The 25,213-nt window shown below is 71.6% G+C and carries 18 protein-coding genes; 11 read left to right on the plus strand and 7 right to left on the minus strand.

The window, feature by feature from the left end:
* The first annotated feature begins 52 nt into the window (after nucleotides 1-52).
* Nucleotides 53-241, plus strand: a complete 189-nt coding sequence (locus CcI156_RS26545) for a hypothetical protein (RefSeq protein WP_023840456.1) — start codon at nucleotides 53-55, stop codon at nucleotides 239-241.
* Nucleotides 242-260: 19 nt separating this feature from the next.
* Nucleotides 261-749 (plus strand): ribose-5-phosphate isomerase, encoded by a 489-nt coding sequence (locus tag CcI156_RS03755; protein ID WP_011435608.1) that lies wholly within the window; start codon nucleotides 261-263, stop codon nucleotides 747-749.
* Here the strand turns inward: CcI156_RS03755 and CcI156_RS03760 are convergent.
* On the minus strand, nucleotides 692-1,177 hold the full coding sequence (locus CcI156_RS03760; protein ID WP_023840457.1) for a hypothetical protein: 486 nt from the start codon (nucleotides 1,175-1,177) through the stop codon (nucleotides 692-694). The genes CcI156_RS03755 and CcI156_RS03760 overlap by 58 nt on opposite strands.
* Before the next feature lie 726 nt (nucleotides 1,178-1,903).
* Here CcI156_RS03760 and CcI156_RS03765 point away from each other — a divergent pair.
* From CcI156_RS03765 to CcI156_RS03775, 3 genes are all read left to right on the plus strand, one after another.
* Nucleotides 1,904-2,857, plus strand: a complete 954-nt coding sequence (locus CcI156_RS03765; protein ID WP_254847259.1) for a dolichyl-phosphate beta-glucosyltransferase — start codon at nucleotides 1,904-1,906, stop codon at nucleotides 2,855-2,857.
* Between the two features lie 185 nt (nucleotides 2,858-3,042).
* Nucleotides 3,043-7,011, plus strand: coding sequence for a DUF3367 domain-containing protein (locus tag CcI156_RS03770; RefSeq protein WP_076804305.1), 3,969 nt, complete (start codon nucleotides 3,043-3,045; stop codon nucleotides 7,009-7,011).
* Between the two features lie 64 nt (nucleotides 7,012-7,075).
* On the plus strand, nucleotides 7,076-7,711 hold the full coding sequence (locus CcI156_RS03775) for a RyR domain-containing protein (RefSeq protein ID WP_011435612.1): 636 nt from the start codon (nucleotides 7,076-7,078) through the stop codon (nucleotides 7,709-7,711).
* Between the two features lie 123 nt (nucleotides 7,712-7,834).
* Here CcI156_RS03775 and CcI156_RS03780 read toward each other — a convergent pair whose 3' ends face one another.
* A complete protein-coding gene (locus CcI156_RS03780) occupies nucleotides 7,835-9,661 on the minus strand; it encodes a glycosyltransferase family 4 protein (protein ID WP_076804306.1) in 1,827 nt (608 codons plus the stop codon).
* Between the two features lie 180 nt (nucleotides 9,662-9,841).
* On the opposite strand from CcI156_RS03780, the gene CcI156_RS03785 reads away from it, so the two are divergent.
* Nucleotides 9,842-11,290 carry a hypothetical protein gene (locus CcI156_RS03785; protein WP_011435614.1) on the plus strand — a complete coding sequence of 483 codons (1,449 nt, stop codon included), beginning with the start codon at nucleotides 9,842-9,844 and terminating at the stop codon, nucleotides 11,288-11,290.
* Nucleotides 11,291-11,345: 55 nt separating this feature from the next.
* On the plus strand, nucleotides 11,346-13,133 hold the full coding sequence (locus CcI156_RS03790) for a hypothetical protein (RefSeq protein ID WP_023840459.1): 1,788 nt from the start codon (nucleotides 11,346-11,348) through the stop codon (nucleotides 13,131-13,133).
* A 70-nt stretch (nucleotides 13,134-13,203) separates the two neighbouring features.
* On the opposite strand, the gene CcI156_RS03795 is transcribed toward CcI156_RS03790, so the two are convergent.
* A complete protein-coding gene (locus CcI156_RS03795) occupies nucleotides 13,204-13,695 on the minus strand; it encodes a GNAT family N-acetyltransferase (RefSeq protein ID WP_076804307.1) in 492 nt (163 codons plus the stop codon).
* A 100-nt stretch (nucleotides 13,696-13,795) separates the two neighbouring features.
* Complete coding sequence (locus CcI156_RS03800; protein ID WP_076804308.1) at nucleotides 13,796-14,074, minus strand: DUF1778 domain-containing protein; 279 nt, start codon at nucleotides 14,072-14,074, stop codon at nucleotides 13,796-13,798.
* A 228-nt stretch (nucleotides 14,075-14,302) separates the two neighbouring features.
* Between CcI156_RS03800 and CcI156_RS03805 the strand changes: the two genes are divergently transcribed.
* Both CcI156_RS03805 and mdoC read left to right on the plus strand, forming a co-directional pair.
* Nucleotides 14,303-15,100 carry an aldo/keto reductase gene (locus tag CcI156_RS03805; RefSeq protein WP_083718288.1) on the plus strand — a complete coding sequence of 266 codons (798 nt, stop codon included), beginning with the start codon at nucleotides 14,303-14,305 and terminating at the stop codon, nucleotides 15,098-15,100.
* A gap of 149 nt (nucleotides 15,101-15,249) precedes the next feature.
* Nucleotides 15,250-16,515: a glucans biosynthesis protein MdoC gene (mdoC, locus tag CcI156_RS03810; protein ID WP_011435619.1), complete on the plus strand. Its 1,266-nt coding sequence runs from the start codon at nucleotides 15,250-15,252 to the stop codon at nucleotides 16,513-16,515.
* Between the two features lie 38 nt (nucleotides 16,516-16,553).
* Here mdoC and CcI156_RS03815 read toward each other — a convergent pair whose 3' ends face one another.
* The gene (locus CcI156_RS03815) at nucleotides 16,554-17,339 is read right to left on the minus strand and encodes an ABC transporter permease subunit (protein WP_011435620.1); all 786 of its coding nucleotides are present in this window, start codon (nucleotides 17,337-17,339) and stop codon (nucleotides 16,554-16,556) included.
* Nucleotides 17,336-18,505 carry an ABC transporter ATP-binding protein gene (locus CcI156_RS03820; RefSeq protein WP_076804310.1) on the minus strand — a complete coding sequence of 390 codons (1,170 nt, stop codon included), beginning with the start codon at nucleotides 18,503-18,505 and terminating at the stop codon, nucleotides 17,336-17,338. The genes CcI156_RS03815 and CcI156_RS03820 overlap by 4 nt, the downstream gene beginning before the upstream one ends.
* A gap of 607 nt (nucleotides 18,506-19,112) precedes the next feature.
* Between CcI156_RS03820 and CcI156_RS03825 the strand changes: the two genes are divergently transcribed.
* Nucleotides 19,113-21,041, plus strand: coding sequence for a PP2C family protein-serine/threonine phosphatase (locus CcI156_RS03825; protein ID WP_076804311.1), 1,929 nt, complete (start codon nucleotides 19,113-19,115; stop codon nucleotides 21,039-21,041).
* A gap of 46 nt (nucleotides 21,042-21,087) precedes the next feature.
* A complete protein-coding gene (locus tag CcI156_RS03830; protein ID WP_076804312.1) occupies nucleotides 21,088-21,813 on the plus strand; it encodes a DUF4230 domain-containing protein in 726 nt (241 codons plus the stop codon).
* Nucleotides 21,814-21,826: 13 nt separating this feature from the next.
* Here CcI156_RS03830 and CcI156_RS03835 read toward each other — a convergent pair whose 3' ends face one another.
* Complete coding sequence (locus CcI156_RS03835) at nucleotides 21,827-24,679, minus strand: non-ribosomal peptide synthetase (RefSeq protein ID WP_254847258.1); 2,853 nt, start codon at nucleotides 24,677-24,679, stop codon at nucleotides 21,827-21,829.
* Between the last annotated feature and the right edge of the window lie 534 nt (nucleotides 24,680-25,213).

Below are 25,213 nucleotides of genomic sequence, written 5' to 3' on the forward strand. Positions count from 1 at the left end.
CACCCCGACGGGTTGATCCCGGTCGAACGGTGCCGTCGACCGAGGAGACCACATGAGCGCCGAAACTCTCGACACCCCCGCGGCCACGTTCGTACCCACACCCACACCCACACCCACGTCCGTACCCTTGCCCGCGGACGCGACCGAAGCGGTCTTCTGGGACGGAGTTCTGCTCGTCGCTGCTACCCCCGGCTTCCACGAGCTCAAACGGACCTGGGACCAGGACCCGATCCTCACGTGATCGGGCATGATGACACATCATGCGTGTCCATCTGGGATCTGACCATGCGGGCTTCCACCTGAAGGAGGCGCTCGCCGAGCGTCTGGTGGAGCTGGGCCACGCGCCCGTCGACCATGGTCCTGTCGAGTACGACCCCGACGATGACTACCCTCCGTTCGTCCTCGCCGCCGCCGCCGCCACCGCTGTCGAACCGGGCAGCATGGGCATCGTCATCGGGGGATCGGGCAACGGGGAGGCCATCGCGGCGAACAAGGTCGCCGGGGTGCGCGCGGCCCTGGCATGGAGCGAGCAGACGGCGACGCTGGCCCGCCAGCACAACGATGCCAACGTGCTGAGCCTCGGCGCGCGCATGTACACCGTCACGGCGGCCCTGACGTTCGCCGAGGTCTTCCTCACCACGCCGTTCAGCGGGGAGCAACGACACGTGCGGCGGCTTCGGATGCTCTCGGCCTACGAGCGGACCGGGGACGTACCGTCGGTGCCCGGGTCGGCCTCGTCGGCTTCCTGAGACCTGTTCTTCGAGGACCCGGTCTCGGCAGGGCCGCTCTCATGCGGTCCGGCGGATCCGCGGTCGGAGCGTCGGCGGGTCCTGCGGGCACCCCGGCCGCGGCGGTCGGTCGTGGCGCTCTCGGCTCCGGCGCTGCTGGCTTCGGCACGACCGGCTCCGGCGCTGCTGGGGCCGCCGCGGCGGACCGGGTCGGTGGGGCTGGTCGACGGGGTCGCCGGTGCGGGGCGTGATCCGCGATGCAGTACCACCGATCGCTCGGCCTCGGCGAGGTCGGCGTCGGTGGGCCGGGCGGCGTCGCGGGCCCGCATCGCCGTTCTMGGGGGCAGCTTGCTGCGACCCGCATCGATGAGACCGCGCAGCTGCGCGTCCGCCTCGCCCGCCCCGGCCGCATGCGACCGGGCCCGACCTGCGCGCTCGGGTCGTGGCATGGCTCCTCCATCCGCCCTGGCCGGAACCCTTGGTGGATCATCCCAGAAGCGGGCCGCTCGGGGAGGCCTCGTGACGCGGGTGGACGTCGGAAATCCGCCGGTGCGCGGTTATCCCCCGCGACAGGTTGATCTCCATCCTTCCATTTCCGAAGGTCTCCGGAAGTTCACCGTCCCGGGTGCTACCGGCGGGTCGCCCGACAGCGACAGCCCGACCGTTTCCGGTCCGGTCCGGTCGACGCCGGGCCCCGGAATCGTCGTGGCGTCGCCGATCCACGGTTCGCAAATCCGTACCCGGTGTCGGCGGTTGGTCCCCCGCCGGCCCGCCTGCCGCGTTTTTCTGCTCCGCAGCGTGCACGCCCGCGGGCGCCGGGTCGCCGCACCGCGACCTGGCCGACCGTCCGATCCAGGATGATCCGAGGCGCTCCGGGGGATCGGCCACCCCCTGTCCGAGCTGTTCTGCCTCATCCGTATGCTACACATCGCCAGATGACCGTCTGATAGTCCAACGTACGCTCAATAGATGTCCACCTGTACTCAAGAGATGCCCATTGTGTCACATTGCCAGTAAATGAAACAAAAGGAAACTCTAGCATGCATACTTTGCCGCGTTTCGGTAGAACGCCTAAAACTGTTTGCTGATCTCGATCGGCCGTCACCAACCGCTGCGCCTCGGTGGCTTCAGTCATCGGCTCCGTCGTCGCGGCCTAGGAGTGAGTCTTGGACCGCGTGCCTGTGAGCGTTGTCATCCCCGCCTACAACGAGGCGATGCGCCTGCCCGGCTCGCTACCCCCGCTGATCTCGGTCATGCACAGGATCCCCGGTGCCGAGGTGATTGTKGTTGACGACGGCAGTACGGACGGCACCGCTGCGATCGCCGAGGAGTTGCTCGCGGATCTGCCCGGTGGTCGGGTCCTGCGGCTGCCGTGGAACTCGGGCAAGGGCGCCGCGGTCCGCATGGGGGTGTCGGCCGCGCACGGTGAGTCGATCGCCTTCCTGGACGCCGACGGCGCCTCCGACGTCAATGATCTTCCTCTGCTCCTCGCCGCGCTGGAGCACGCCGAAGTGGCGCTCGGATCGCGCCGGGTTGGGGCGGGTGCGGTCCGCAGCAGTGGCCGGCGGGTCGGCAGCTGGGCCTTCAACCAGATCACCCGGTCCCTGACCAGCCTGGACGTCGCCGACACCCAATGCGGGTTCAAGGCTTTCCGCGGCCCCGAGGCCAAGCTGCTGTTCAGCCTTGCGCGCTCCTCCGGATTTGGCTTCGACGTGGAGGTGCTCTCGATCGCCCGGTCGATCGGCTACCGGATCGCCGAGGTCCCGGTCCGATGGGCGGAGATACCCGGTGGCACGTTCCGGGTGACCCGGCACACCCCCGCGATGCTCGTCGACGTGATGCGCGCCCGGCGGTACCTGAACCGCTCCGCTCCCGGCCTCGTAGTGACGCGTCCCACGGTGCAGTCGCCCRCCGCCGCGGCAGCGCCGGTTCGTCCGGGCGACGGGGCGTCCCCCGCCGCGCAGGTCCGAGTCCCGCCTTCTGCCGTGAGCGTCCCGGCCCCCGCGGAACCGGTGACCGCCGGGCCGCCGCCCGCCGTCCTCACGGCGGCCGTGGGGGGCGTCGAGAAGCCCCTGCGCCTGCCCGCGGACCTGGGTGGTGTGACTCCGCTGCCTCGGAAGGCTGTATGAAGGTCCGGCGAACCGGACCCCATCCTTATCCTTTGGAGTAAGCGATCCCTTCCCCCGCCGCCGGCACCCCCACGACGGCGCAGGGCCTCGGCGCGCCGTCACCCGCCCCGGCCGTCGCAGCCCCGGCCGTCGCCGCGTCGCCGCGTCGCCGCGACACGCGGACGTCACGGCGGCCCCTGTTCGGCATGGCCGCCGGCTTTATGGTGCTCTTTCTGCTCCAGGCCCCCGGCAACCTGACCGCCGACACCAAGCTGGACGTCCCCCTTGACCCGTGGGGCTTCATGGGGCGGGCCACCCACCTGTGGAACTCCCTCGCCGAGTTCGGCTACCTGCCCAACCAGTACGTCGGCTACCTGTTCCCGATGGGACCGTTCTTCGGTGCCGGTGACCTGCTCGGGATACCCGCCTGGGTCACCCAGCGGCTGTGGATCGCGCTGCTCCTCACCGTCTCCGCCTGGGGGGTCGTGCGGCTGGCCGAGGCCCTGCGGCTCGGCGTACCGCGCACCCGGGTGCTGGCCGGACTCGCCTACACCCTGTCCCCGATGTTCCTCGGCAAGATCGGGGCGACTTCCGTGGCGCTCGCGGGCGCCGCCATGCTCCCGTGGATCACCCTGCCGCTCATCCTCGCGCTGCGTCCGGACGGCGCCTTCGGCGCCGACACCGGTACGGCCGCCACCACCAGTACCACGGCCGTCGATGATGTCGATGCCGCTGACGATCCCGCCCTGGACCCGGGCCGGCGGCTGTCCCCGCGACGGGCGGCTGCCCTGTCCGGACTCGCCATCCTGGGCACCGGCGGAATCAACGCGACGGTCACGCTGTGCGTCCTGCTCTGTCCGGCGGCGGTCCTTGTGTTCGCCGGCGGCACCCGCCGGGCCTGGGCGCTGCGGGCCTGGTGGGTCGTCGCCGTCATCCTCGCCTCGGCCTGGTGGCTGCTGGCGCTGATGGTGCAGGGCCGCTACGGGCTGAACTTCCTCGCGTTCACCGAGACCGCCCAGACGACCACGGCGACGACGTCGGTGGCGGAAGCCCTGCGCGGCGCGACGGACTGGCTGGCGTATGTCCAGTTACCCAGGCCCTGGCTGCCGGCCGCCACCGAGTACGTGTCCCGGCCGGTGCCTATCATCGGATCGGCAGCCGTGGCGGCGATCGGGCTGTGGGGGCTGTCCCGGGCCGATCTGCCCGCCCGCCGGTTCCTGCTGGTGACGTTGGCCGCCGGCACGGTCTCGGTGGCTGCGGCCTATCCGGGGCATCCGGGCAGCCCGCTGGCGGGCGTGGTGCGGGACCTGCTCGGTGACCAGCTGGGCTTTCTGCGCAACGTCTACAAGTTCCAGCCGGTGGTGCGCCTGCCGATAGCCCTGGGGATCGYGCACGCCCTGACGGTCCGACCTGTCAGTCTCACCGCCCGTGTGCGGAGATGGACGACCCGCGGGGCTTCCCGCCGGCACGGCAGGACCGCGGACATGATCGTGACCGTCGCGGTGAACGTCCCCGTCGTGCTGACCGTGGCCGCGCTGGTCTGCGGCATGACGCCAGCGCTCGCCGGCAGGGCGCTGCAGCCCCGGCCGTTCGCCCGGGTGCCCGACTACTGGGTGGCCGCCGCGGACTGGCTGGCCGCCCATCCCCAGGACGGCCGGGCACTGGTGCTGCCCGGCTCGCCGTTCGCCGAGTACGAGTGGGGCCGGCCGCTCGACGAGCCGCTGCAGTGGCTGGCCCGCACGCCGTGGGGGGTCCGCGGCCTGATCCCGCTCGGTGGCACGGGCGTGACCCGGCTGATGGACGGCATCGAGCACCAGCTCGCCACCGGGTCCGCCGCGGGCCTCGCCCCGGCGCTGGCCCGGGCCGGGATCGGCCAGATCCTGCTCCGCAACGACCTGGAACAGAAGAACTGGGACGTCCCCCCGTCCACCGACGAGCTCCACCGGGCGTTGCGTTCCTCCGGTCTCACCCTGACCGCCGCGTTCGGCCCGCAGGTGCCGGCGCGCGCCTCGGCGAAGGAGAGGCTCGTCCCGGAGCTGCGTAACCCGACCGCGCGGGTACCCGCGCTGGAGGTCTGGACCGTCCCGGGCGGCGCGAAGCTTGTCGGCTCCTACCCGGCGGACACCGCCGTCGTCGTCTCCGGCGGCCCCGAGGCGACGGTGCAGCTCGCCGGGCAGGGCCTGCTGAGCAGCGACCGGGCCGCCGTGCTCGCCGCGGACCTCGCCGCGGATCGCACCGATCCGTCCGCCGCCGTGGCGTCTTCGACGAGCCCGGCGGCGATCAAGGTTGCGCCGGGGGAGGTGATCGGCCCGACGACCGCCTGGGTCGACACGGACACCCTGACCCGGCGCGACAGCACCTTCGGACTCGTCCACGACGCCGCTTCGTACCTCCTCGGGCCCACCGGCACCGCGGTCGGCAAGACGGGGGAGCCCCACCAGTGGGCCGAGGCCGACGTCGCCGGCCACCAGACGGTCGCGGGCTACGTCGGCGGCATGTCCGTCACCGCGTCCTCCTACGGCTACGACCTACTCGCCGCGCCGGACCTCGCGCCACCGGCGGCCGTCGACGGCTTCGCCGCGACCGCGTGGACGGCACAGCGCACGAAGGGCACGACGTCGGCCGGGCAGTGGATCCAGCTCGATGCCGGCCGGCGGATGACCGTGCCCTACCTCGACGTGCGGCTGCTGTCCGAGGGTTCGTGGCGGCCGGCCGTCGAGGCGCTGCGGGTGTCCAGCGAGGCGGGCTCGGTGGTCACCGAGGTGCGTCCGGTGGAGGACATCCAGCGCCTCGCCGTCCCAGCGGGGCCGAGCCGCTGGTACCGCATCACGTTCGCGCGGGTCGGCCAGGAGACCGACGACACCCTCGGCGCCGGTATTCGGGAGATCACCATCCCCGGGGTCACCTTCCGCCACTACGCGCAGCTCCCCACCGACGTGGCCCGGCGCTTCGCCGCGCCGGACGGGGGGCTGGTCGCCTTCTCGATGGCCCGGGAGCGGGTCGACCCGGCGCAGCCGTTCGGCGGCTCGGAGGAGCTGGCGCTGTCCCGGCGCTTCGAGGTGCCCCGGGACATGACCTTCACGATGAGCGGCTCGGCGAGCTTCATCCCCCCGCCGCGGGGGACACCCCCAGCGGGTGACACTCCGTTGCTGGTCGACTGCGGCCAGGGCCCCACCCTGGTCGTCGACGGGACCCGTTACCCCCTGCGGATCTCCGGCCGGGACAGCGACGTCACCTCGGTGCGGCCGGTGCGGGTGTCGCTGTGCACCGACGGCGGCACGCTGCGGCTCTCGGCGGGGCCGCACCTGCTCGGCGTCGACCAGGGAGCGACCTCCATCCTCGTCGACGCGATCGCGCTGGTCGGATCGGGCGCCCAGGTGAGCGCGGCCACGCCGCGGGCGACGACGGTGCACGAGTGGACAGCGGAGCACCGGACGGTCCAGATCGGCGCCGGTGACCGCGCCTTCCTCGCCGTCCGGGAGAACGCCAACTCCTCGTGGACGGCGAAGCTGAACGGCGTGGCGTTGACCCCGCTGCGCCTCGACGGCTGGCAGCAGGGCTGGATCGTCCCGGCCGGCACCGGCGGCACGATCGTCATCGACAACGCGCCCGGTGCGGAATACCGCCGCAACCTCGTGGTGGGGCTGTTGCTGGTCGTGGTGCTGGTCGTGCTCGCCGTGCTGCCCGCCCGGTTCCGGCTACGGCCACGATCCGACGAGAACGGCTATCCGGCGCTGCTGAGGCCGCGCCGGCTGGGCCGGCTGGGCCGGGCGACGGTGTCCCCGCCGGTGGCCGGTGTGGGGTGGACGGTGCTCGCCATGCTGGCGGTGGCGCTGGTGGCGGGCCCGGTGGCGCTGGCCGTACCGGTGTTCGTCCTGGTCGGTCGGCGCTGGCCCGCGGCGGGGGGCCGCTGCGCCGCGGTCGCCATGATTGGCGCGGGAATCGGGGTGGCGGCGCAGCCCGGCAGCCAGCCCGGATCCGGGCAGGGGGCGTTCGGGCCGCTGGTCCAGGTGTTCGGCGCCTTGGCCTTGGCGGCGGTGCTGGCCGCGTTGGCCGGGCGGGCCTGGGACCGTCCCGCCGGCTCGGGCGCCGGCGCCCACTTCGGCGCCCGAGCCGGGTCCGATGTCGGGCATAGGACTCGCAATCCCTATACCGACAGCAAGGGACTCGGTTAGCGTTTTCGTGGCGCCGATTGTTCGGACGTCGTCCACCGTCTGTTCCTGAGGGAGACATCCGGTCATGATCACAGCCAGGCGTGCCGTGCGTGGAGTCCGCGTGGATGCTCTACGGCCGATCGGGGCCTCGCGCCCGGCCTGGGCCGATGCGGTGGGCGGGGATGGYGGCGTCGGCGGCACGCCGTCGGTCCTGGGCGACGGGGAGTTGGTGGAGCAGCTGGCGCGGGCGATCCACGACCGCTATCTGGAGCATGAGCTCGGTAAACGGCACGCGGCCGGATCGAGGCCCGGACTGCGGCCCTGGGCGGAGCTCTCCGAGGCGCTGCGGGAAGCCAACCGTGATCAGGCGGTTCATTACGAGACGGTGCTGCGTAACCGTGGCTGGGTGTGCACACCGGCCGAGCAGGACGTCGATCCGGCTGTCGATCCGTTTTCGCTGTCCGCCGCCGAGGTCGAGGAGCTCGCCCGGGCCGAGCACGACCGGTGGCGGCAGCACAAGGAGCGGCAGGGTTACTCCTACGGTCCGGTGCGCGAGGACCTCGGCCCGGACAAGCGTCACCCGTCGATGGTGGACTGGGAGGAGCTGACCGAAGAGGACCGTGATCGGGACCGCGACGCGATCCGGAACATGCCGGCCGTTCTGGCCCGGGCCGATCTGTGCATCACCCGGCGACCCGCGGCCGAGGCGGCTATCCGGTGAGCGGCTGACGGCCGCGACGATCGTCGGCGCATTGCCGCTGTCCGCCGATGACCCCGAAGACCTCCGCAGCCTGAGCGCACCGGTCACCTTATTTTCGTGTCAGCCCCCTGGGTACCGTCCCGATCAACGGTCACCTGGTTTTCCCGCTAGCTCCGTGGAAAGCATGTTCGAGGCTGCTCGTCGCGCTCCGGCCTTCGCCTGATCGCCCCGGTTGTCGGTCGGGATCGGACCGGGACCCGGATCCGGGGGAGATGCCGCCAGGTCACGGCTGGCCGCGAACAGCAGGTCCTCGCCGGTCGCCGGGCGTAGCCGCAGGTCGGCGAGCGCGCCGACCCCGACTCCGGCCCGGGTCAGGGCGGTGCGTGCGGCGGCGGGGCCGGCGCCGTAGAGGAGCGCGATCATCTCCGGGCCGGTCGGATCCGGCCGGTACACCAGGTCCGTGCGGCGCAACGCCGGGCGGGAGGTGCCGACCGGCAGGGTGAAACGGGCGTGCGTGAGGTCATCGTCCCGGCGCCGGCGCTCCAGGCCCCGATCCGGTCCCCGACCCCGCTGCGGCGCGCGGCCTTGTTCTCCTGCTTCGGCCCGCTTCGCCRCCGGGTCGGCCAGTCGGTCGATCTCGGCGGTGACCACCCGGGCCAGCAGTTCGGCGCTGGCGTCCCAGGTGAACCCGGCCGCCCAGGCGCGGGCCGCCGCGCGCAGCTCGGCCGCCGCGGGCGGCTCGGCCAGTAGCCTTAGCGCCGCGTCGAGGGTCTTCTCCAGCGGCTCGCCCTCGTCGACCAGCCATCCCGTAGTCCCGTCCCGGACCGCGTCGCGCAGCCCCGGGACCCGGAACGCCACCGCGGGCACCCCGAGGGCAGCGGCCTCCAGGACCGACAGCCCCCAGCCCTCACCATGCGAGGGGTTGACTGTCAGCCAGGCCGAGGAAAGCAGCCGGTCGCGGGTGGCGGCATCGGTGTAGCCGTGCCAGCGCACGGCGTCACCGTCCCGGTCGGTCGTGCCTCCCGAGCCCGGAGCCGCCCCCGGGTCGGTAGTGGTCACCGCACCGGTAGTGGTCAGCCCGAGGGCGACCGCGCGGGCGGTCAGCCGTTCGCGGTCCGGGCCGTCGCCGACGATGTGGACGGTGAGCCCGGGATGCGCCCCGACCAGCGCGGGCAGCGCGTCGAGGAGCAGGTGGAGCCGCTTGTGCGGCACGAGCCGGCCGACGCACACGATGGTGGGTGCCGTCGCGGGGCCGCCATCCGAGCCTGCGGGCCCACCGCCAGCCGGGCCCGTGAACGTAGTGGCCCCGGCGGCCCCGGCGGCCCCGGCGGCCCCGGCGGCCGAGGTGGTCACCCCGTTGGGGACCAGGAAGCGCGGGCCGGGCAGGCCGAGGATGTCACGGGCCTCGGCGCGGGTCGAGGGGGAGACGACCACCACCGGCCGGCGCCGGTAGACMCACCGGCTGCCCGGCGCCTCCAGCAGTTGCCCCACCCGGGCGACCGGCCCGGGGAAGTACAACGGAAACTGTTTCTGATGAACGTGGTGGAGCACCTGCACGACGGGGGTGCTCGCCGGCAGCACCAGGGGGCTGAAGAACGGGATCCCGTTCTGGCAGTCGACGACGGCGTCGACGCGGTGCCCGGCCCGGCCCAGGCTGGCCAGCCGGGCGAGCACCGATGGATAGACGCCGAAGGTACCGCCCCCGCGGCGCACCTCGACGCCGCCAACGGACTCGGCGACGGGCGGACCAGGGCGTTCACCTTCCGTGGCCCGCGAGGTCAGCAGGGTGACCCGGGCACCGGCCGCGGCGAACCGCTCGGCGATCGACTGGCAGAACAACTCCGCCCCGCCGGCCTGCGGATGCTCCCGGTCCCGCCAGTTGAGGAACACCACGTGCCGGCCGGCGAGGGTGGGCAGGTACCGGCGCTCCCGGGACCCTCCGAGGTGTGTCGATCCTCCCGGGGGCGTCACGCTGGGACTTCCCGTCACCGGTGGCATTCCTTCCATTTCGTTCCGCTCGCCAGGGCTTACCATGTTCGTCTGCAAGGTTCGCCTGCAACCTACCGATGTCGGAAAATCGTCGACCACCTACCATGGCCGGTGTTCCGCTGTGGGTGATTTCGACGTGTCCCGTTCCCGGTGGGGAGACTGATGGCGAAGCCCTCGCGTGAGGCTGTGACGGGCCTGCTGGCCGGTCCGGCAGCACTGGCCGTCGCCGGCATGCTCGTCAACGGGTGCAACCTGCTGATGAACCTGATCGTCGCCCGGTCGCTGGACCCGGACTCCTACGGCGCCGTGTCGGTGCAGGTCAGCATCTTCCTGATCCTCTCGGTCGCGGGTAACGCGCTGCTGATCGCCGTGGTGCAGCACGAGACGTCCGGCCCGGGGGGCACCCGGCGCGAGCAGTGGTCCTGGATCCGKCGGCTGCGGGGCGCCTGCGGCGTCGGCATCGCGATCTCCGCGATCGTCGCGGTGGTGCTGTGCCGGCCGGTGGCCGCGCTGATGTCCTATCCGCATCCGCTCGCGATCGCCGAGGCGACCATCGGTGCCGCGCTGTGGACGCTGCTGTGCGTCGAACGCGGCCTGCTGCAGGCCAGGGGGGCCTATCCGCGTCTCGCCGTCAACTTCGTGGTCGAGGGCTTCGTCCGGATCGGCCTGGTGATCGTGCTCGTGCTGGGCGGGCTCGGGGTGAACGGCGCGGGCCTGGGCATCGTGCTCGGCGTCGTCGTCGGCGCCGAGCACGCCCGGTGGGCCGTCACGCGCACCCCGCGGCTGCCGCGCCCGCCCGCGTCCCAGCGCGGGGCGCCCGTGTCCCAGCGCGGGGCGCCCGTGCTGCCTGACGACGGCACACCGCCGGCCACCGGGCCGATTCCGCTGCCGATCCCGGCGCCACGCGCCAGCGCCCGGCAGAGCGTCATTGCCGACACCACCGTCGCCCTCGGCGCGCTGATCCCCCTCGCCCTGCTGCAGAACATGGACGTCGTCATCGTCGGCTGGCTGGGCTCCTCCGGGGTCGGCGGCTACGCGGCGATCTCGACGGCCTGCAAGGTACCGGTCTTCATCGGGCTGGCGGTCGCGAACTTCCTGCTGCCCGAGGCGGCACGACGGCGCAAGGAGGGACGCCCCGCCGGGGGCACGTTGGTCGTGGCGCTGGTCTTCGTCGTCGCTCCCGGGCTCTTCCTTGCCGGGCTCGGTCTGTTCGCGGCGAAGTGGTTGATCGGACTCGTCTTCGGGGCGCATCTCACCGCCGCCGCCTCCGCGCTGTCGGTGCTCGCGCTGAGCATGACCCTGCTGGCCGTCACCCTGATGTTCACCACGTACCTGCTCGGCGCCGGGGTGCGCCGGGTCGTCGGCGTGCTCGCCGTCGCCACGGTGGCGACGGCTGGGGCGCTTGTCTCGGCCGGCGGCGGATCGATGGCCACGGCCACCGCCGCGCTCGCCGCCGAGTCGGTGACCGCACTCGCGGTCGGCCTGCTCGTGGTCCAGCTGCATCACGCCGACCGCCGGGTGGCGCGGGTCGCCGAGACGCACCGGCGGCCGGCGGGGGATATGGGGCTACCCAACCCCCAACCCGGCGAGGGGGTCCCGGCCCGGGTGTGAGGAGCTCCTCTGCCCGACGAGTCCCAGCCCACCCCGCGCGGAGAGGCCACCGCTGATGCCAGCCCAGACCCGTCCGAACGCGGACGGCGGTGAGCCCGGTTCTCCCGTTTCTCCCGGGTCGTCGGGGTCGGTGCGTTCGCCGCTCGCCGTCACTCGCCGCCGCCTGCTTGCGACGGCCGTGGGCCTCGGCGCGACATCCGCCGGTGCCCTCGTCGCCGCGCGCCTGCTCTCCTCGTCCTCGGGTCCGACATCCTCCGGTGACCTGCCGCTGAGCCGACCCTCGGCACCAGTCGGCGGGGTCACCGTGGGGCCGTCGATGCCGGCCGGGGCGGTGGCGGGCCTGCCCGGGAATCTGCTGACCATTTACGGCGCACCCGGCACCTTCGGAAACCTCGACGACCGGTCGGCCATCGAGATTGCCGGGGTGCCGGGCTGGGGCTTCGGCCCCGGTCAGGCCGCCTTTCTGTCCGCGGTCGCCGCGGACGGCACCGTCTTCCTCGCGACGACTCCGTTCACCGACGACCAGGCGAAACTGACCGGCACGGGCATGGAGATAGAGATCTTCGAGCCGGCCGCCGAACGGTTCACCCGCCTGGTGATCCCCTCAACGAAGGGCCGGACAAGCCTGCCCCGGGCCGACCCGAACTACCATGGTGTGGGCGGCGGGGACATCTCGGACGTGATCGTCGTGCCCGGTCCGGACGGCACCGAGCGGGTGGTCTTCGTCTCGCTGATGCCCTTCTTCGGCTGGAACACCTCCATCGATGGCGAGTTGCCGAGCATCGGTCAGCTCCGGCGGGATTCCCCGGGCGGACGGTGGGCCTACGACCGGACGGCGTCCAGGACGGCGGCCCAGCTCGCCGGGACCGCCCCGCCGCACGTGGCGGCGCTGGCCTTCCCGGTGCTCGCGCCGCTGGAGCCGCGCTCACCGCGCGGGCCGTCCTCGATCGCCCGGCTGCCCCGCAGCGGGCACCTGGTCATCGCCCAGTACCTGGGGACCGGGGTCGGCGGCACCGACAACGGCGCCCTGCTCGTCGTCGACCTTGCCGGCCGGGTGCGGGCGCACTGGCAGTACCCGCAGGTCCGCCCGCTGGGCCTCGAACTGGTCGTGAACCCGCGGGAGGTCGTCGCCGATCCCACCAGCGAACCCGATGACGAACGGTTCGTGCTGATCAGCGACGTGCGCGGGCTGGACTTCCGGGCCCAGCCCTTCCCCGTGCAGGAGTTCTCCTACTCGGCGTCGCGGGGCACCATCAGCCCGAAGAGCACGGCGGTGCGCGCCGTTCAGGACGGCTCCCGGATGGAGTCGGCCGTGTTCGGCGCGGACGGCACCCTGTATGTGGCCCGCACCAAGGCCGACGGGCTGCGGGCGGAGACCCTCGCCGTCTACCCGAAGATCGATGGGGAGCGCGGCCTGGTGACCCGGGCCCCCGCCACGGGCAACTGGCCGGTCGACACCTGGGGCATCGCCAACCGCCCCGACTACCTGGTCGCGGGCACCGACCGGGGTGGGCTGGTGCGCAGCATCACCCTCGATCCGGCCACCGGCGCGGTGCTGCTCGCCGGGCTCGACGGCCTGGTGCAGGTCGTGCGGCCGGCGGGGCGCGGCACGCGGATGACCTTCCGCACCGACCGGCCGATCGACGTGGGGCTGAGCAGGCTGCGGGGCCCCGCGACCCGGTATGTCGGGGTGCGCCGCGGCGCGGTCGACGCCCGCCGTCGCAGCCTGTGGCTCCCGGTGAACCAGCTGCTGCTCGACGGCCTGCCCTGGCCGTACCCCCCGTTCAAGCTCGATCAGTGGTTGCTGCGCGTCAACCTGGATGTGCTGCTCGGTGACGGGTAGGTGACGGGCGGCCAGCGGGGGCCAGCGGGGGCCAGCGGCGTTCGGCGGGGCCTGCGGCGGCCGGCGATGCTTAGCCCCCGCCGGCGGCGGCGTGTAGCGGCAGCGCGAGCAGGTAGGGGTCGACGTGGGTGCCGAGGAAGCCGAGATGGCGGTAGAACGCCCGGCCGGGTTGCCGTATCGCGTGGGCGAGCAGGAGCGGCACTCCGACCATGCGATGGACGGTCAGCGACCGCATCACGGCGTCCCGCACGAGTTGGGCGCCGAGCCCGCGGCCCTGGTACCGGACATCGACCGCGAGCCGCCCCACGAACATCGCCGGAACGGGTTCGGTGGACCGGCGCGACCACCGGCGTGAACCGGGGATCCGTTCCAGGGCCGCGGTGGCCAGGCAGTAGTAGCCGGCGATCCGGGTACCGTCGACGATCACGAACGTGTTTGTCGTCCGGTCCTGCTGGTGTTCGAGGGCGTGGTGGCGCAGCCAGCCGTCGAGCAGGTCGTCACCGCTGTTGAAGGTGAGCCGGTCCGGGYCCTCGGACAGGGCCGCGGGCTTGGCGAGGGGCACTGCGTAGGATCCTTTCTTGGGGCCGCGTCGGACCGCGTCGGGATCGCCGGTCGACTGGTCGGCCGATCGGGAGGCGGGCAGAGGTGGCGGGGTACTCCGGCTACTCCTGCTGCTCCGAGCCCGGTTCCTCGTCGAGGAGCCGGCGCAGCCGGGGGGAGTCCGGCGGCGGCGCGTCGAGCAGCGCCTCGAGCTTGCTCCAGTCGGCATCCGGGACGCGGAACAGGCGGCGGTCGGCGAGAACCTCTMGCGCGTATCGCTTCATGGCCTCGGCGGCGAAGTCCTCAAGGGACAGGCCCTCACCCTCCGCGGCCGAGCGGATGATCTCGGCTTCATCCTCGGGTAGCCGTACCGCGAGTCTGTCGTCCCTGGCGGTGCTCATGCTGGCAGTCTGCCCTCCGGGTCTTCGGACCCGTTTCCCCGGGTCTCGCTCGCCGACGTGGGTACCACATCCATCGCGGCCGTGTCGCCCGGATACTCGAAGGCYGGCCGGAGCGCGGATCCGGTCGGGTGCCCGGCATCTCTTCGTACCAGATCTTCGTACCAGAGAGGTCCTACGCCCGTGGTGCTTTCGCCTGTCCCCACCGTCCCGCTCGCGCACGGTGCCCGGATGCCCAGGCTCGGGCTCGGAACCTGGCCGCTGAACGACCGGGAGGTCCAGGGGGTGGTGGAACAGGCGCTCGGGCTGGGCTACCKATTGATTGACACCGCGCACAACTAYGGCAACGAGAAGGGAGTGGGCGCCGGACTACGCGCCGCCGGCGTGCCCCGCGAGGAGCTGTTCGTCACCACGAAGTTCAACAAACGCTCGCACAGCGTCCGCGGCGTGCGCAGGGCCGCCGTGGAGAGTACCCGCCGGATGGGGCTGGACTACCTCGATCTGCTCCTCATCCACTGGCCGAACCCGTGGCGGGATCGGTACGTCGAGGCCTGGAAGGGGCTCGTCGAGCTGTTGAAGGACGGCCAGGTGCGCGCGATCGGGGTGTCGAACTTCAAGACGACCCACCTCGACCGGCTGCTGGCCCAGACCGGTGTCGCGCCGGACGTGAACCAGATCCAGCTCGATCCCCGACTCGGCCGGTCCGCGATCCGCGCCTACCACGCGGAGCAGGGGATCGTGACGGAGGCGTGGAGCCCGCTGGGCGCCGGCACCGGGCTGCTCGACGAACCCGTGATCACGCGGATCGCCGCCGCGCACGAGCGCACCCCCGCGCAGGTCGCCCTGCGCTGGCACATCGAGCTGGGCATCGTGGTGGTGCCGAAGTCGGCCAGCCCCAGGCGCATGGCAGAGAACATCGACGTCTTCGACTTCACGCTTTCCGCTGAGGAGATTGCCGCGATCTCCGGACTGGACCGGGGCGCCGCGGGGGAGGCGGACGCCCTCGACTCCGACGTGTTCGGGCACTGAGCTCCGGGAGTTCGGGRTCCCTGGGAGCTCGGGGCAATCCTCTCGTTTCGTATCATTCATGATACGTACGATGTAAGCCTGCCACGTCTTCACCGGAGGGCGTCGCCCGTAGGGGCTCGGAGCGGTCCGGCAGCCTTGGTGGAGGAATCGTGGGGCGAAAGGCGGCGCCGTCCGCTCCGGGCGGGCACTACCACCACCTGGACGCGTTGCGCGCCGTCTTCATGCTGGGCGGCGTCTTCGTGCATGCCTCGACGCTCGGTGACGACCCGTTCTTCCACGGGATCGCCTACGCCTCCGGCCTCTTCCGGATGGCGGACTTCTTCCTGATCTCCGGGTTCCTCTCCGCGATGCTCGTCGGGAAGTATGGGCCGTCGCGCACCGTGCATCGCAGGCTCGCCAGCGTGGGAATCCCATTCCTGTGCACCCTGGTCCTGTTCAATCCCACCGCGCTCTGGTTGAGCTACAACTTCCACAACCCGGACGTCTCGTTCCTGGACTTCCTGCGTGGAAACATCGTCCCCGAGCCGGTGGGCGAGCTGCGCTGGCCTCTGCAGCTGTGGTTCCTCATGGTGCTGCTCGCCTACGCGCTGTGCACCCCGGCGGCCGTGAGCGTCATATCCCGCCTTGTGGCCAGCTCCCTCTACCGGCGGGCCACCACCGGTCGGCTGCGCGTCATGGCCACGATCATCTCACTCGTCATCGTGACCACCATCCTCATCCGCGGCGGGTACCGGGCCGCGGTGACTCCCGTCATYGGTTCCGATCCCCTCGACCTCCCGGTCGAGGAGACGCTGGACTTCCTGCCGTTCTTCCTCCTCGGCGTGCTCCTCTACCTGGATCGGCGGCGAATCCTGCCGTCCTTTCAGCGGCCCGCGCCGATCCTGCTCGCCGTGGCCGGCGTCCTGCTGCTGGCGGCCAATCAGGACTGGGGTGGAGTGCTGACCTCATCCACCGGTCTGGTGCTCAGCAGGACCCTCTTCACCATCGCGATCACCGCCACGCTCTTCGCCCTTGCCAGCCGGCTCGTCCCCGGTCCGCGRCCCGCCGTCCGCTACCTCTCCGACGCCTCCTACACGGTCTACCTCTTCCACTATTTCTGGATCTACGCCATCGCGACGCTGCTCTCGCTGGACCCGAGCCTCCGCTGGCCGCAGATGCTCCTGGTCACCGCCCTCACCTTCGGCGTGACCCTGGCCATCCACCATTTCGTCATCTTGCGGTCACCCTTCCTCCGCAAGATCTTCAACGGGAAATTCCCGGTCGACGGCCGCCGCGGCACCGGCCGGCCCGCGGCCGGGCCCCTGACCACAGCGGCCGGCACGGCGGACTCCGAGCTGACCCAGCCGCTGCGCTGGCTTCCCCGGGCCGAACAGCTCGACCCGGAACGGACCCAGCACCTGCGCTGGGCTCCCTGACGCAACCTTCCTTTATAACGCTCCCTTATAACGTTTCCTTATGAGGTCATGTCCCGGCGCCAGAAGAGGACGACGGCGACCAGCACCATCGCGGTGCAGTAGACCAGCCCGCGCAGCAGCGCGTCGGCGTAGGGCGTGGCGACGGCGAAGCCACCGGTGGCGATCGCCTCCATCAGCTGCACCGGCAGCCAGGCCCGGGCGGGACCGTAGATGCGCGTGACCAGCATCTCCACCGGCAGCGCGTAGGCGACCGCGACCGCGATCGCCGCGGCAGGCGCGCGGAAGACGATCGCGGCCAGGGCGCCGAGCGCGGCGTAGCCGAGCGATCCGGCGCACAGGTTGACAAAGCTCTTGCTCAGTTCGGCCAGCCCCGCCGCGCTGCTCCAGGCGGCCGTCGACACCCCCTTCAGCGGCGCGAGCGCGAAGGACAGGGCGACCGAAACCACGGTCGCCACGGCGATGACGAGGACCACGAACGCCGCCAGAGCCAGCAGTTTGCCGGCGAGAAGCCGGAGCCGGTGCGGCTGGGCGACGAGCTGGTTGCGCAGGGCCCCGTGCGCATGGTCGCCTGCGAGCGACGCGGCGACGACGGACAGGGCCACCACGCCGAGCAGGATGCTGACCGCCTGCACCCCCTGCGCGACGCCGTTCGCGGCGGACAGCCCGCTGGCCGTGACGGGGTCGCCATCGAAGTCGTTGTGCCCCACCGAGACGAAGGTCAGAACGGTGCCGAGCAGGGCCGAGGCGATGACCGCCCCCAGCGTCCCGAGCAGGAACCGGGTCCGCAACAGCGGCACCCATTCGGCGCGGAAAGCCGTGATCATGTGGCACCTCCACGGCTCTGGGCCGGGTCGAGCCCGGCTCCCACGGCGGGCACACTGCCGTCCGGGGTGCGACCGAAACGGACGAGGTCGCCGTCGATTTCGCCGGTGACGCRCAGGAAGGTCTCCTCCAGGTTCGGCCGATGGGTGCGCAGCGAGCGCAGGGTGATGCCGGCGCGCATCGCCAGTCGGTTGAGGTCCGCGGCCACTCCCTCGCGGGCGTGGGCGGTCACCACCGGATGGCGTTCGCCGACTCCCGCGTCGCACGACGGCCCGGGGCAGAGGTCGATCTCGACCCGAAGGCCGGTCTCACCGAGGAGCCCGGCCAGGCGGCGGGCGTCGTCGTCCCGCTCGGGCACCATGAGGATCCGGGGATCCTCGGCGGAGAGCAGGTCGGTGACGTGCCCCTGGAACAGCATCCGCCCGCCATTGATCATCACCAGATGATCGCAGATCTGCTCGACCTCGGTCAGTAGATGGCTCGACATGAAGACCGTCATGCCGCTGCTGGCCAGCTGACCCAGCAGCGCGCGGATCTCCCGGATGCCCGCCGGGTCGAGGCCGTTCGTCGGCTCGTCCAGGATGAGCAGGCTGGGATCGGGCAGCAGAGCGGCGGCGATGCCCAGGCGCTGCTTCATCCCGAGGGAGTAGGCGGTGAACCGGTCGTCGGCTCGCTCGGTCAGGCCCACCTGTGCGAGGACTTCCCCGACCCRCCGCGCGCGATCGGCGCGGCGCCGCCCGCCGATCCCACGCAGCAGGGCGAGCTGGTCCAGATTGCGCCGGCCGGACAGCCCGGGATGGAACGTCGGGCCCTCGATCATCGCCCCGACCCGGCCCAGGTAGCGGGCCGGATGGGAGATCGACGCGCCCAGCACGTACCCCTGGCCCGCCGTGGGGCGGATCAACCCCAGCAGCATGCGCAGCGTGCTGGACTTCCCGGCCCCGTTCGGGCCGACGAAACCGGACAGCGTCCCGCGCGGCACCTGGAGGTCGAGATGGTCCACCGCCACCCGGTCGCCGTACCGCTTGCCGAGCCCGTGGGTCCAGATTGCCGCCTCGGTCGGGCCCTCGGGCGATCGCCCGGCCAGCCGCGGGGGCCGCGCCGCGCCGCGGGGGCGACCAGCCACGTTCGATGCGTGCGTCGGTTCGGTGACCGAACCCGAAGTCATCGTCTGACAGCCTCCCAGATCATGCGTTCAACTCCCGAGATCGGTCGATCCGTTACCCTCCACCGTGACTCCGTCATCCACCGTGCTCTATGGGAGTCGTGCCCGCRGAGGCCGTCGTGGTCGACCACATGCGCGGCCGCTGGCGGGGTCGGCACCAGCACGGAGGCTGACCGAACTCCCGCGCCGACCGGCGGTACGCACTGGGCGCCGTCGGCACCGGGCACCGCAGCGGCCGGGCCAGTCCCCGGCTCGGGATCCGCCGAGCTCAGCAGGCCTAACGAGCGGACCACGGGCACCGTTCCAGCTCCCGGCACTCCGGAGCGCTCGGTGCCGTGGGAACCCGGAGGTTTCCGCCTCGTCCGAAAGAGTGACGACGTATCGTCATTTTCGCTCATTTCCGACATGTCATCAAACGATCATTGGCGAAAGTCCGGGGCCAGGGCAGGTCCGCGTCGTCGCCGAGGTTTGCGATCATCCGGCGCGGCACAGTCAGTGCGGCGCTCATCGTTCCAGCCGCGAGATGGGGTAGCTGTCGTACGAGCCCCCMGGGGGACCCCACACGTCACCCGACACAACCGGCGCCCGACGGCTGGACGACAATCTTCACATGGGTGAGACGGCTGGCCTTCGGCGTGGCATCCGGGTGCTGACGCTGCTCGCCAGCATCTCGATCATCGTGATGCTGGTGTTGGCCGTGGTCTCCGCCCTGCGGTCACGTCATGYCGCGACGGAGCGGAGCAGGCATCTGGACCCGGCTGCGACCACCACCGCGATGCTCCTGGCCGACTTTGTCGACCAGGAGAATGCTCTGCGTGGCTACATCATCACCCGGGACCGGGGTTTCCTGGTCCCCTACAACGAGTCCGCCAGGTCCATCCCGGTCCTGACGGCACGGCTGGACGCATTGCTGGCCGACTTCCCTGCGCTGCGCGCACAGCACGGGGAAGTCGGCCAGGCGTACCGGGACTGGCGTCGCGAGGTTGTCCGGCCGGAACTGGTCGCGATGGCGAGAGGAGACACCGCCACCGCCCAGGATATCGTGCGCACCAAAGCGCGCCAGGACTTCGACCTGCTGCGCCGCGAGGTCGCGGAGCTCGCCGCGGCGATCGACCGTGAGCAGGTCGAGGCGTCCGGGCGGGTGGAGAGTGCCTCCGTGCTGCTGCTGAGCTCGCTGGCCAGCGCGATGTTTGTCATCCTCGGCTTCCTGCTGACCATTATGATCATCTCGCGGCGATGGCTGCTCCGCCCGATCGGAGCGTTGCAGCGATCCGTCAACGCGGTGGCCGCCGGTCGCTACGACACCCGGATCCCCTCCGTCGGCCCCAAGGAGATCGTGGAGCTGGCCGCCGACGTCGAGACGATGCGCGCCCAGCTGGTGCGGCTCGTCCGCCAGAACGAGCGGTCGTGGGAGGCCCTGGCCCAGCAGGGACCCGCCGTGATCGCACTGCGGGACGCGCTCACGCCCTCGCTCCTGCGGGCCCGCGGCCTGGTCCTGCACGGCCGGGTCGATCCGGCCGAGGGCGAACTTGCCGGGGACTGGTACGACGCCTTCGAGCTGCCCGACGGGCGGGTCGCCGTCGTGGTCGGTGACGTCTCCGGTCATGGAGCCGCGGCCGGGGTCTTCGCGTTGCGGCTCAAGCAACTGCTCGACGCGGCTCTGTCGACGGAGATCGATCCCGGTCGGGCCCTGGAGTGGACGGTGGACAACCTCGGCGAGATCGAGGAGATGTTCGCGACCGCGATCATTGCCGTCGTCGACCCGCGGACCGGGGACCTGTACTACGTCAACGCCGGTCATCCCGACGCGCTCCTGCTGCGCCGGGCGGTGCCCGGGAACCCCGGGAACATGGCGTCGGCGGGCGAGTCGCCCGTGGGCGAGGTGTGGGTGGGTGAGCTGCCCACAGGCAAGGTACCTGCGGACGCGGTGCTTCCCGACGAGGCATCCTCACCCCAGGTACCCGCTCCGACCGCTCACCTGGTCGGACCCCGCGATCCCGCCCGGCCGGGATGCGGCCCCGGTGACGGGGCGGGCGGATCCGTCATGGCGGCTGCTGTTGGATCCGCGCAGGCCGTCGGATCCGCGCAGGCCGTCGGATCGGCCTGCGGGCCGGGGGATGGGGCGAACGGTGCCGGCCCCGGGTCCGGTCGGGTGCCGGGAGCCGGTTCCATCGTCGGTTCCCGGCTGGGAACGGCGCAGGTCGTTCGGCTGCCTCCGACGGGCCCGTTGATGTCGAGCCTGCTCGCGGAGCCCGGGGCGTGGGGAATCCAGACGCTGCGGCTCGAACCGGGCGACGTGCTCTTCGCCTACACCGACGGACTGGTGGAGGCACGTGACGAGGCCGGGCGGCAGTTCGGGCTGCACCGGCTGATCGCCGAGATCCTGCGCGATCCCACGCGCACGCCGGTGGCGCTGCTCGACGACGCCTTCGACGCGGTTCGCCGGTACGCGCCCGGACGGCAGGGCGACGACCGTACGGCGATCATCCTCGCCCGTACCGCCCAGCGTGGCTCCACGATCGCGCCCGGAGAGTCATAGCGGCGACATCGGCGTGGTTGCCGGCCATTTCGGGTAGAAGACGCCCATGAACGACGAGTCCGGCCTGGACCGGCCCACCCGCTCGACCCGGTCTCCGCGATCTTTGCGGTCTCCGTCGTCCCGGCTCAKCCCACTGCGGTTGATCGCCGTCGTCGCCGTCGTCGCCGTCGTCGTGCTCGTCCTCGCCGGCATCGCCCTGGTGGCGGGATGGCGGCCGAGCCTGCCGAACCTGTTCGAGGAGAGGACGGTCGACCGCAGTTCCCCGGCGGTGCTGCGTTCCCTGGAAGAGCTGAGCGACTATCACGCCGCCAGCGCCCACTTCGAGGTGGTGGTCGACCTCGAGAAGGACAGCAAGTGGATCCCTGATGCGCTGCGCGGCGAGCGCACCCTGTTCGTCGGGGTCGGTACCRTCGACTCGGTGATCAATTTTGGTGCGCTCGGCAAGGACGCGGTCACCGTCTCCCCGGACCGTCGTGCGGTCACCATCGAGTTGCCGAACCCGACRCTGTCCAGGCCCGAGCTGGATCTCGACCACAGCTACGTGGTGGCCCGCCAGCGCGGCGCGCTGAACCGCGTCGGCGGGTTGTTCGGTGGGGTCGGCACCGACCAGGAGCTCTACCGGACCGCGTCGGCGCGGATGACCGACGCGGCGAAGACGGACGGTCAGGTGCTCGAGCTGGGCAGGAAGAACACCACCGCCATGCTGCGCGGTCTACTCGGCGCGCTGGGCTTTACCGACGTCAGGGTGACCTACGCAGCCGACCGCCGCTAGGCGAACGGAGTGCTCAGTCCGTCGCGGTCAGCCTGCCTTCGTCAGCCCGGCGACCTGTCTTCGTCAGCCCGGCGACCACCCGGTCGATCTCGGCCCGGAAATGCTCCGAGATCTTGATGATGTGCGGTTCGCGGAGCAGGTAGAAATGCTCACACGGAACGAAATGGGTGTCATGGCTCCCGGTGAGGAATGCCGACCATGCGTCCTCCGGGTCCGGATTCTCCGCCGATCGGTACACGAGGGTCCGGCCGGGCCATGGCCGCGGTCGGTAGAAACGTTCGAGAAGCCGCCCGTGGTTGAAGAAGACGTCGAACTGCTCGAGCCCGCCGAACTGTACGACCCCGGTGAGCGGAATCTGCACCATTTTCTTGAGGGTCGCCTTGCTGGTGAAGTTCGCCCGCTGTTCCGGTAGCAGCTTCTGGGTGAACCGCGCCAGCCGGCCGCGGTAACCGCGCGCGTGGTCCTCGGCTGCCTTCGACGACCCGGCGGCGCCGCCCGACCCGGCGGYGCTACCCGACCCGGCCGACTCGATCCGCAGCGAGGCCGGCAGGTAGGTGTCCATGATGGACAGGAAACCGACCTCCTCTCCCGCGGCGGCGAGCTGCTGGGCGATCTCCATGGCGATCAGGCCACCCAGCGAGTGCCCGGCGAGCAGGTAGGGACCCCGGGGAGCCAGGACGCGGATGATCTCCAGGTGGCGGCGGGCGGTCCGCGCGACGCTCCAGTCCGGGACGCCCCGCCGCTCCAGCCCATGCGCCTGGAAGGCGTAGACCGGCTGGTCGTCGCCGAGGCGGCGGGCCAGTGAGTGGAAGCCGAGGGCGAGCGCGCCGGCCCCGGCGAAGCAGAACAGCGGCGGCCGCGAGCCGGTGGTGCGCAGGGGGACGACGGTGGGGTGTCGCGGACCCGACTGCTGCGCGAGTGACAGCGCGCGGGCGAACTCGCCCAGCGTCGGCGCGTCGACCAGCGCCGATGACGGCATGGTGATCCCGAGCTTCTCCGCGACCAGGGTGAGCAGCTCGTTCGCGGCCAGGGAGTCGCCGCCGAGCTCCATGAAGTCGTCCCCGATGCCGACCTCCTCGAGATCGAGGACCCGCGTCCAGATGTCGGCGACGACGATCTCCCACTGCGTTCTCGGCCGGGCGGAGACGGCCGGGGCCTCCGGCGGGGGCGGCAGCGCGCCCCGGTCCACCTTGCCGCGTTCGTTGCGGGGCAGTTCCGCCAGGGGGATGATCGTCGTCGGGACCATCCAGACCGGCAGCTTCTCGCGTAGCCTCCGCCGGATTCGGACCGGGGACAGGGTGTTGCCGTGTACCGCCGGCACGACATAGGCGACCAGCCGGTTCCGCGCCGAAGGATGCGCGACGGCGGTGACGACCGCCTCGGCGATCTCCGCGGAGCTCAGCAGCGCCGCCTCCACCTCGCTCGGTTCGACGAGATAGCCGCGGATCTTCACCGCCGCGTCCCGGCGGCCGAGCAGGATCAGCGTGCCGTTGGGTTCGAACCGGCCGACGTCGCCGGTCCGGCAGGTGGTCCGGCCATCGGTGAGCGGGGTGAAGCGGGACGTCGTCATCTCCGCGTTCCCCCAGTACCCGGCCGACAGGTAGGCCGAGGTGACCTCCACGTCGCCTACCTCGCCGGGATCGGCGGGCGTGCCGTCCTCGCGACGCAGTACCACCTCCTTGCCGGTCGCCGGCAGGCCGGCGGGTACCGTGCCCGCGGGCGGCTGCGTGCCCGGCGGGACCTCGAAGAAGCCGAGGGATGCGATCTCGGAGGCACCGGACCAGTTCACGTAGGTACACGCCGGTGGCACGTGCGGCCGCAGCGCCGTGATGTCGCGTCCGTAGACGGCCTCCCCGCACGTGGTCACGATCCGCAGGTCGGCGAGGACCTGGTCCGGTTCGAGCGAGCCGACGAGGGAGCGCAGCAGAGACGGAGTGGTCTGCAGCGCGGTCAGGTGCTGCGAGGAGATCCAGTCGGCGAGGCCGCTCAGGCCCGCCGCCCGTGGATCATAGGCATACACCCCGGCCCCGTTGAGTAGACCGAACACCACCACGGTGATGCCGGCGGCGAACGAGTACGGCAGCACGAGGGCCAGCCGGTCGCCCGGCGCGAAACCGAGACGTTCGGCGCCGGCGTAGGCGTCGCACAGGAACGTGCCGTTTGTCCACACCACGCCCTTGGGCGCGCCGGTCGAACCGGAGGTGAACACGATGCAGGCCGGATCGTCGACCAGCGGCTGCGGCCACCAGACCGCGTCCGCGCCGTTTGCCGCGATCCACCGGGCGCCGTCCGCGGCCGCCGCGGCGAGGTCCAGGACGTGGCGGGGGCCGCCCCCGGCCAGYGCGGCGAGCAGGGCGTCCGGATTCACGCTGGATTCGGCCGTKGCGTTCGAACCGTTGGTCCCCACCGGCCGCWGGCCCACCGTCGAGCGGGCCACGGAACTGTCGCCCAGGTCGGTCAGCAGGGCCACGCAGCCGGCCTGCCGAACGATCTGCGCCATCCGCTCGGCGGGCACCATCGGATCCAGCGGGACGACCGGGCGTCCGGTTTTCAGTACGCCCAGTACGCCCAGCAGGCCGGCCACGCTGTGCGGCAGCAGGGTCGCGACCGGACCGTCCTCGTTCGCGTCGAGGCGGCCGAGGACCGCCATCGCGATGTCATCGGTCCGGCGATCAGCCTCGGCGAAGGTCATGACGACGCCGGGCGAGACCAGCGCGGGTGTATCGGGCAGGTGCGTGGCGACCTCCCGGAACCGGCTGACCACCGAGGCCGGCAGGTCGTCGAAGTGCAACGCCGGGAAGAACGCGCCACCTTCAGGCGTCGCGACCGCAAGGGACGCGCGCCRACCGCTTTCGTTCAAAGCCACTCCCTCGTCCTGTCCTCTCTCGGCGTCATCGGCTCACAGCGGATGACGATGATCTTGTATCCTCGCCGGTCCTCATCTCGTCAACCGGATGCGGCTGGTTACCCCTGATCGGGGGGCGGACCTCGAATCCCGTATGGTCACGGATGCGCCGGGGCCGGGGCCGGTGCCGGGTGGCTGCGCGTTGGGACGGGCCGTTTGTGGTAACTCCGTCCAACAATCTCGTACGGTGCTGCCTCGTACGGTGCTGCAACCGTTCGCTCGTGGTACACGAACAGCCTCCCCAACACGCAGTCCGGTATGGCGCGTGCGACTTTATACCACGGTGCTGTGGCTATCTTGTGGTCACTCCCGGTAACCCTCACTMAAGGGGTAGTTTGTCGGTGGTAATCGGGCTTCGGGTATGTACGGCGCAAACGATTTGCCGTGATCCCGGACTAATTTGATCCCGGGTCGGCGGTTCGGCTGATGGTGCCCGGATCCGGTGCCGCCATTCCGCGGTGTCACGGCGTCACGGCGGCCCGGAGCCCGCGGCGG

Source organism: Frankia sp. CcI156, assembly GCF_001983015.1.
GTDB lineage: Bacteria > Actinomycetota > Actinomycetes > Frankiales > Frankiaceae > Frankia > Frankia casuarinae.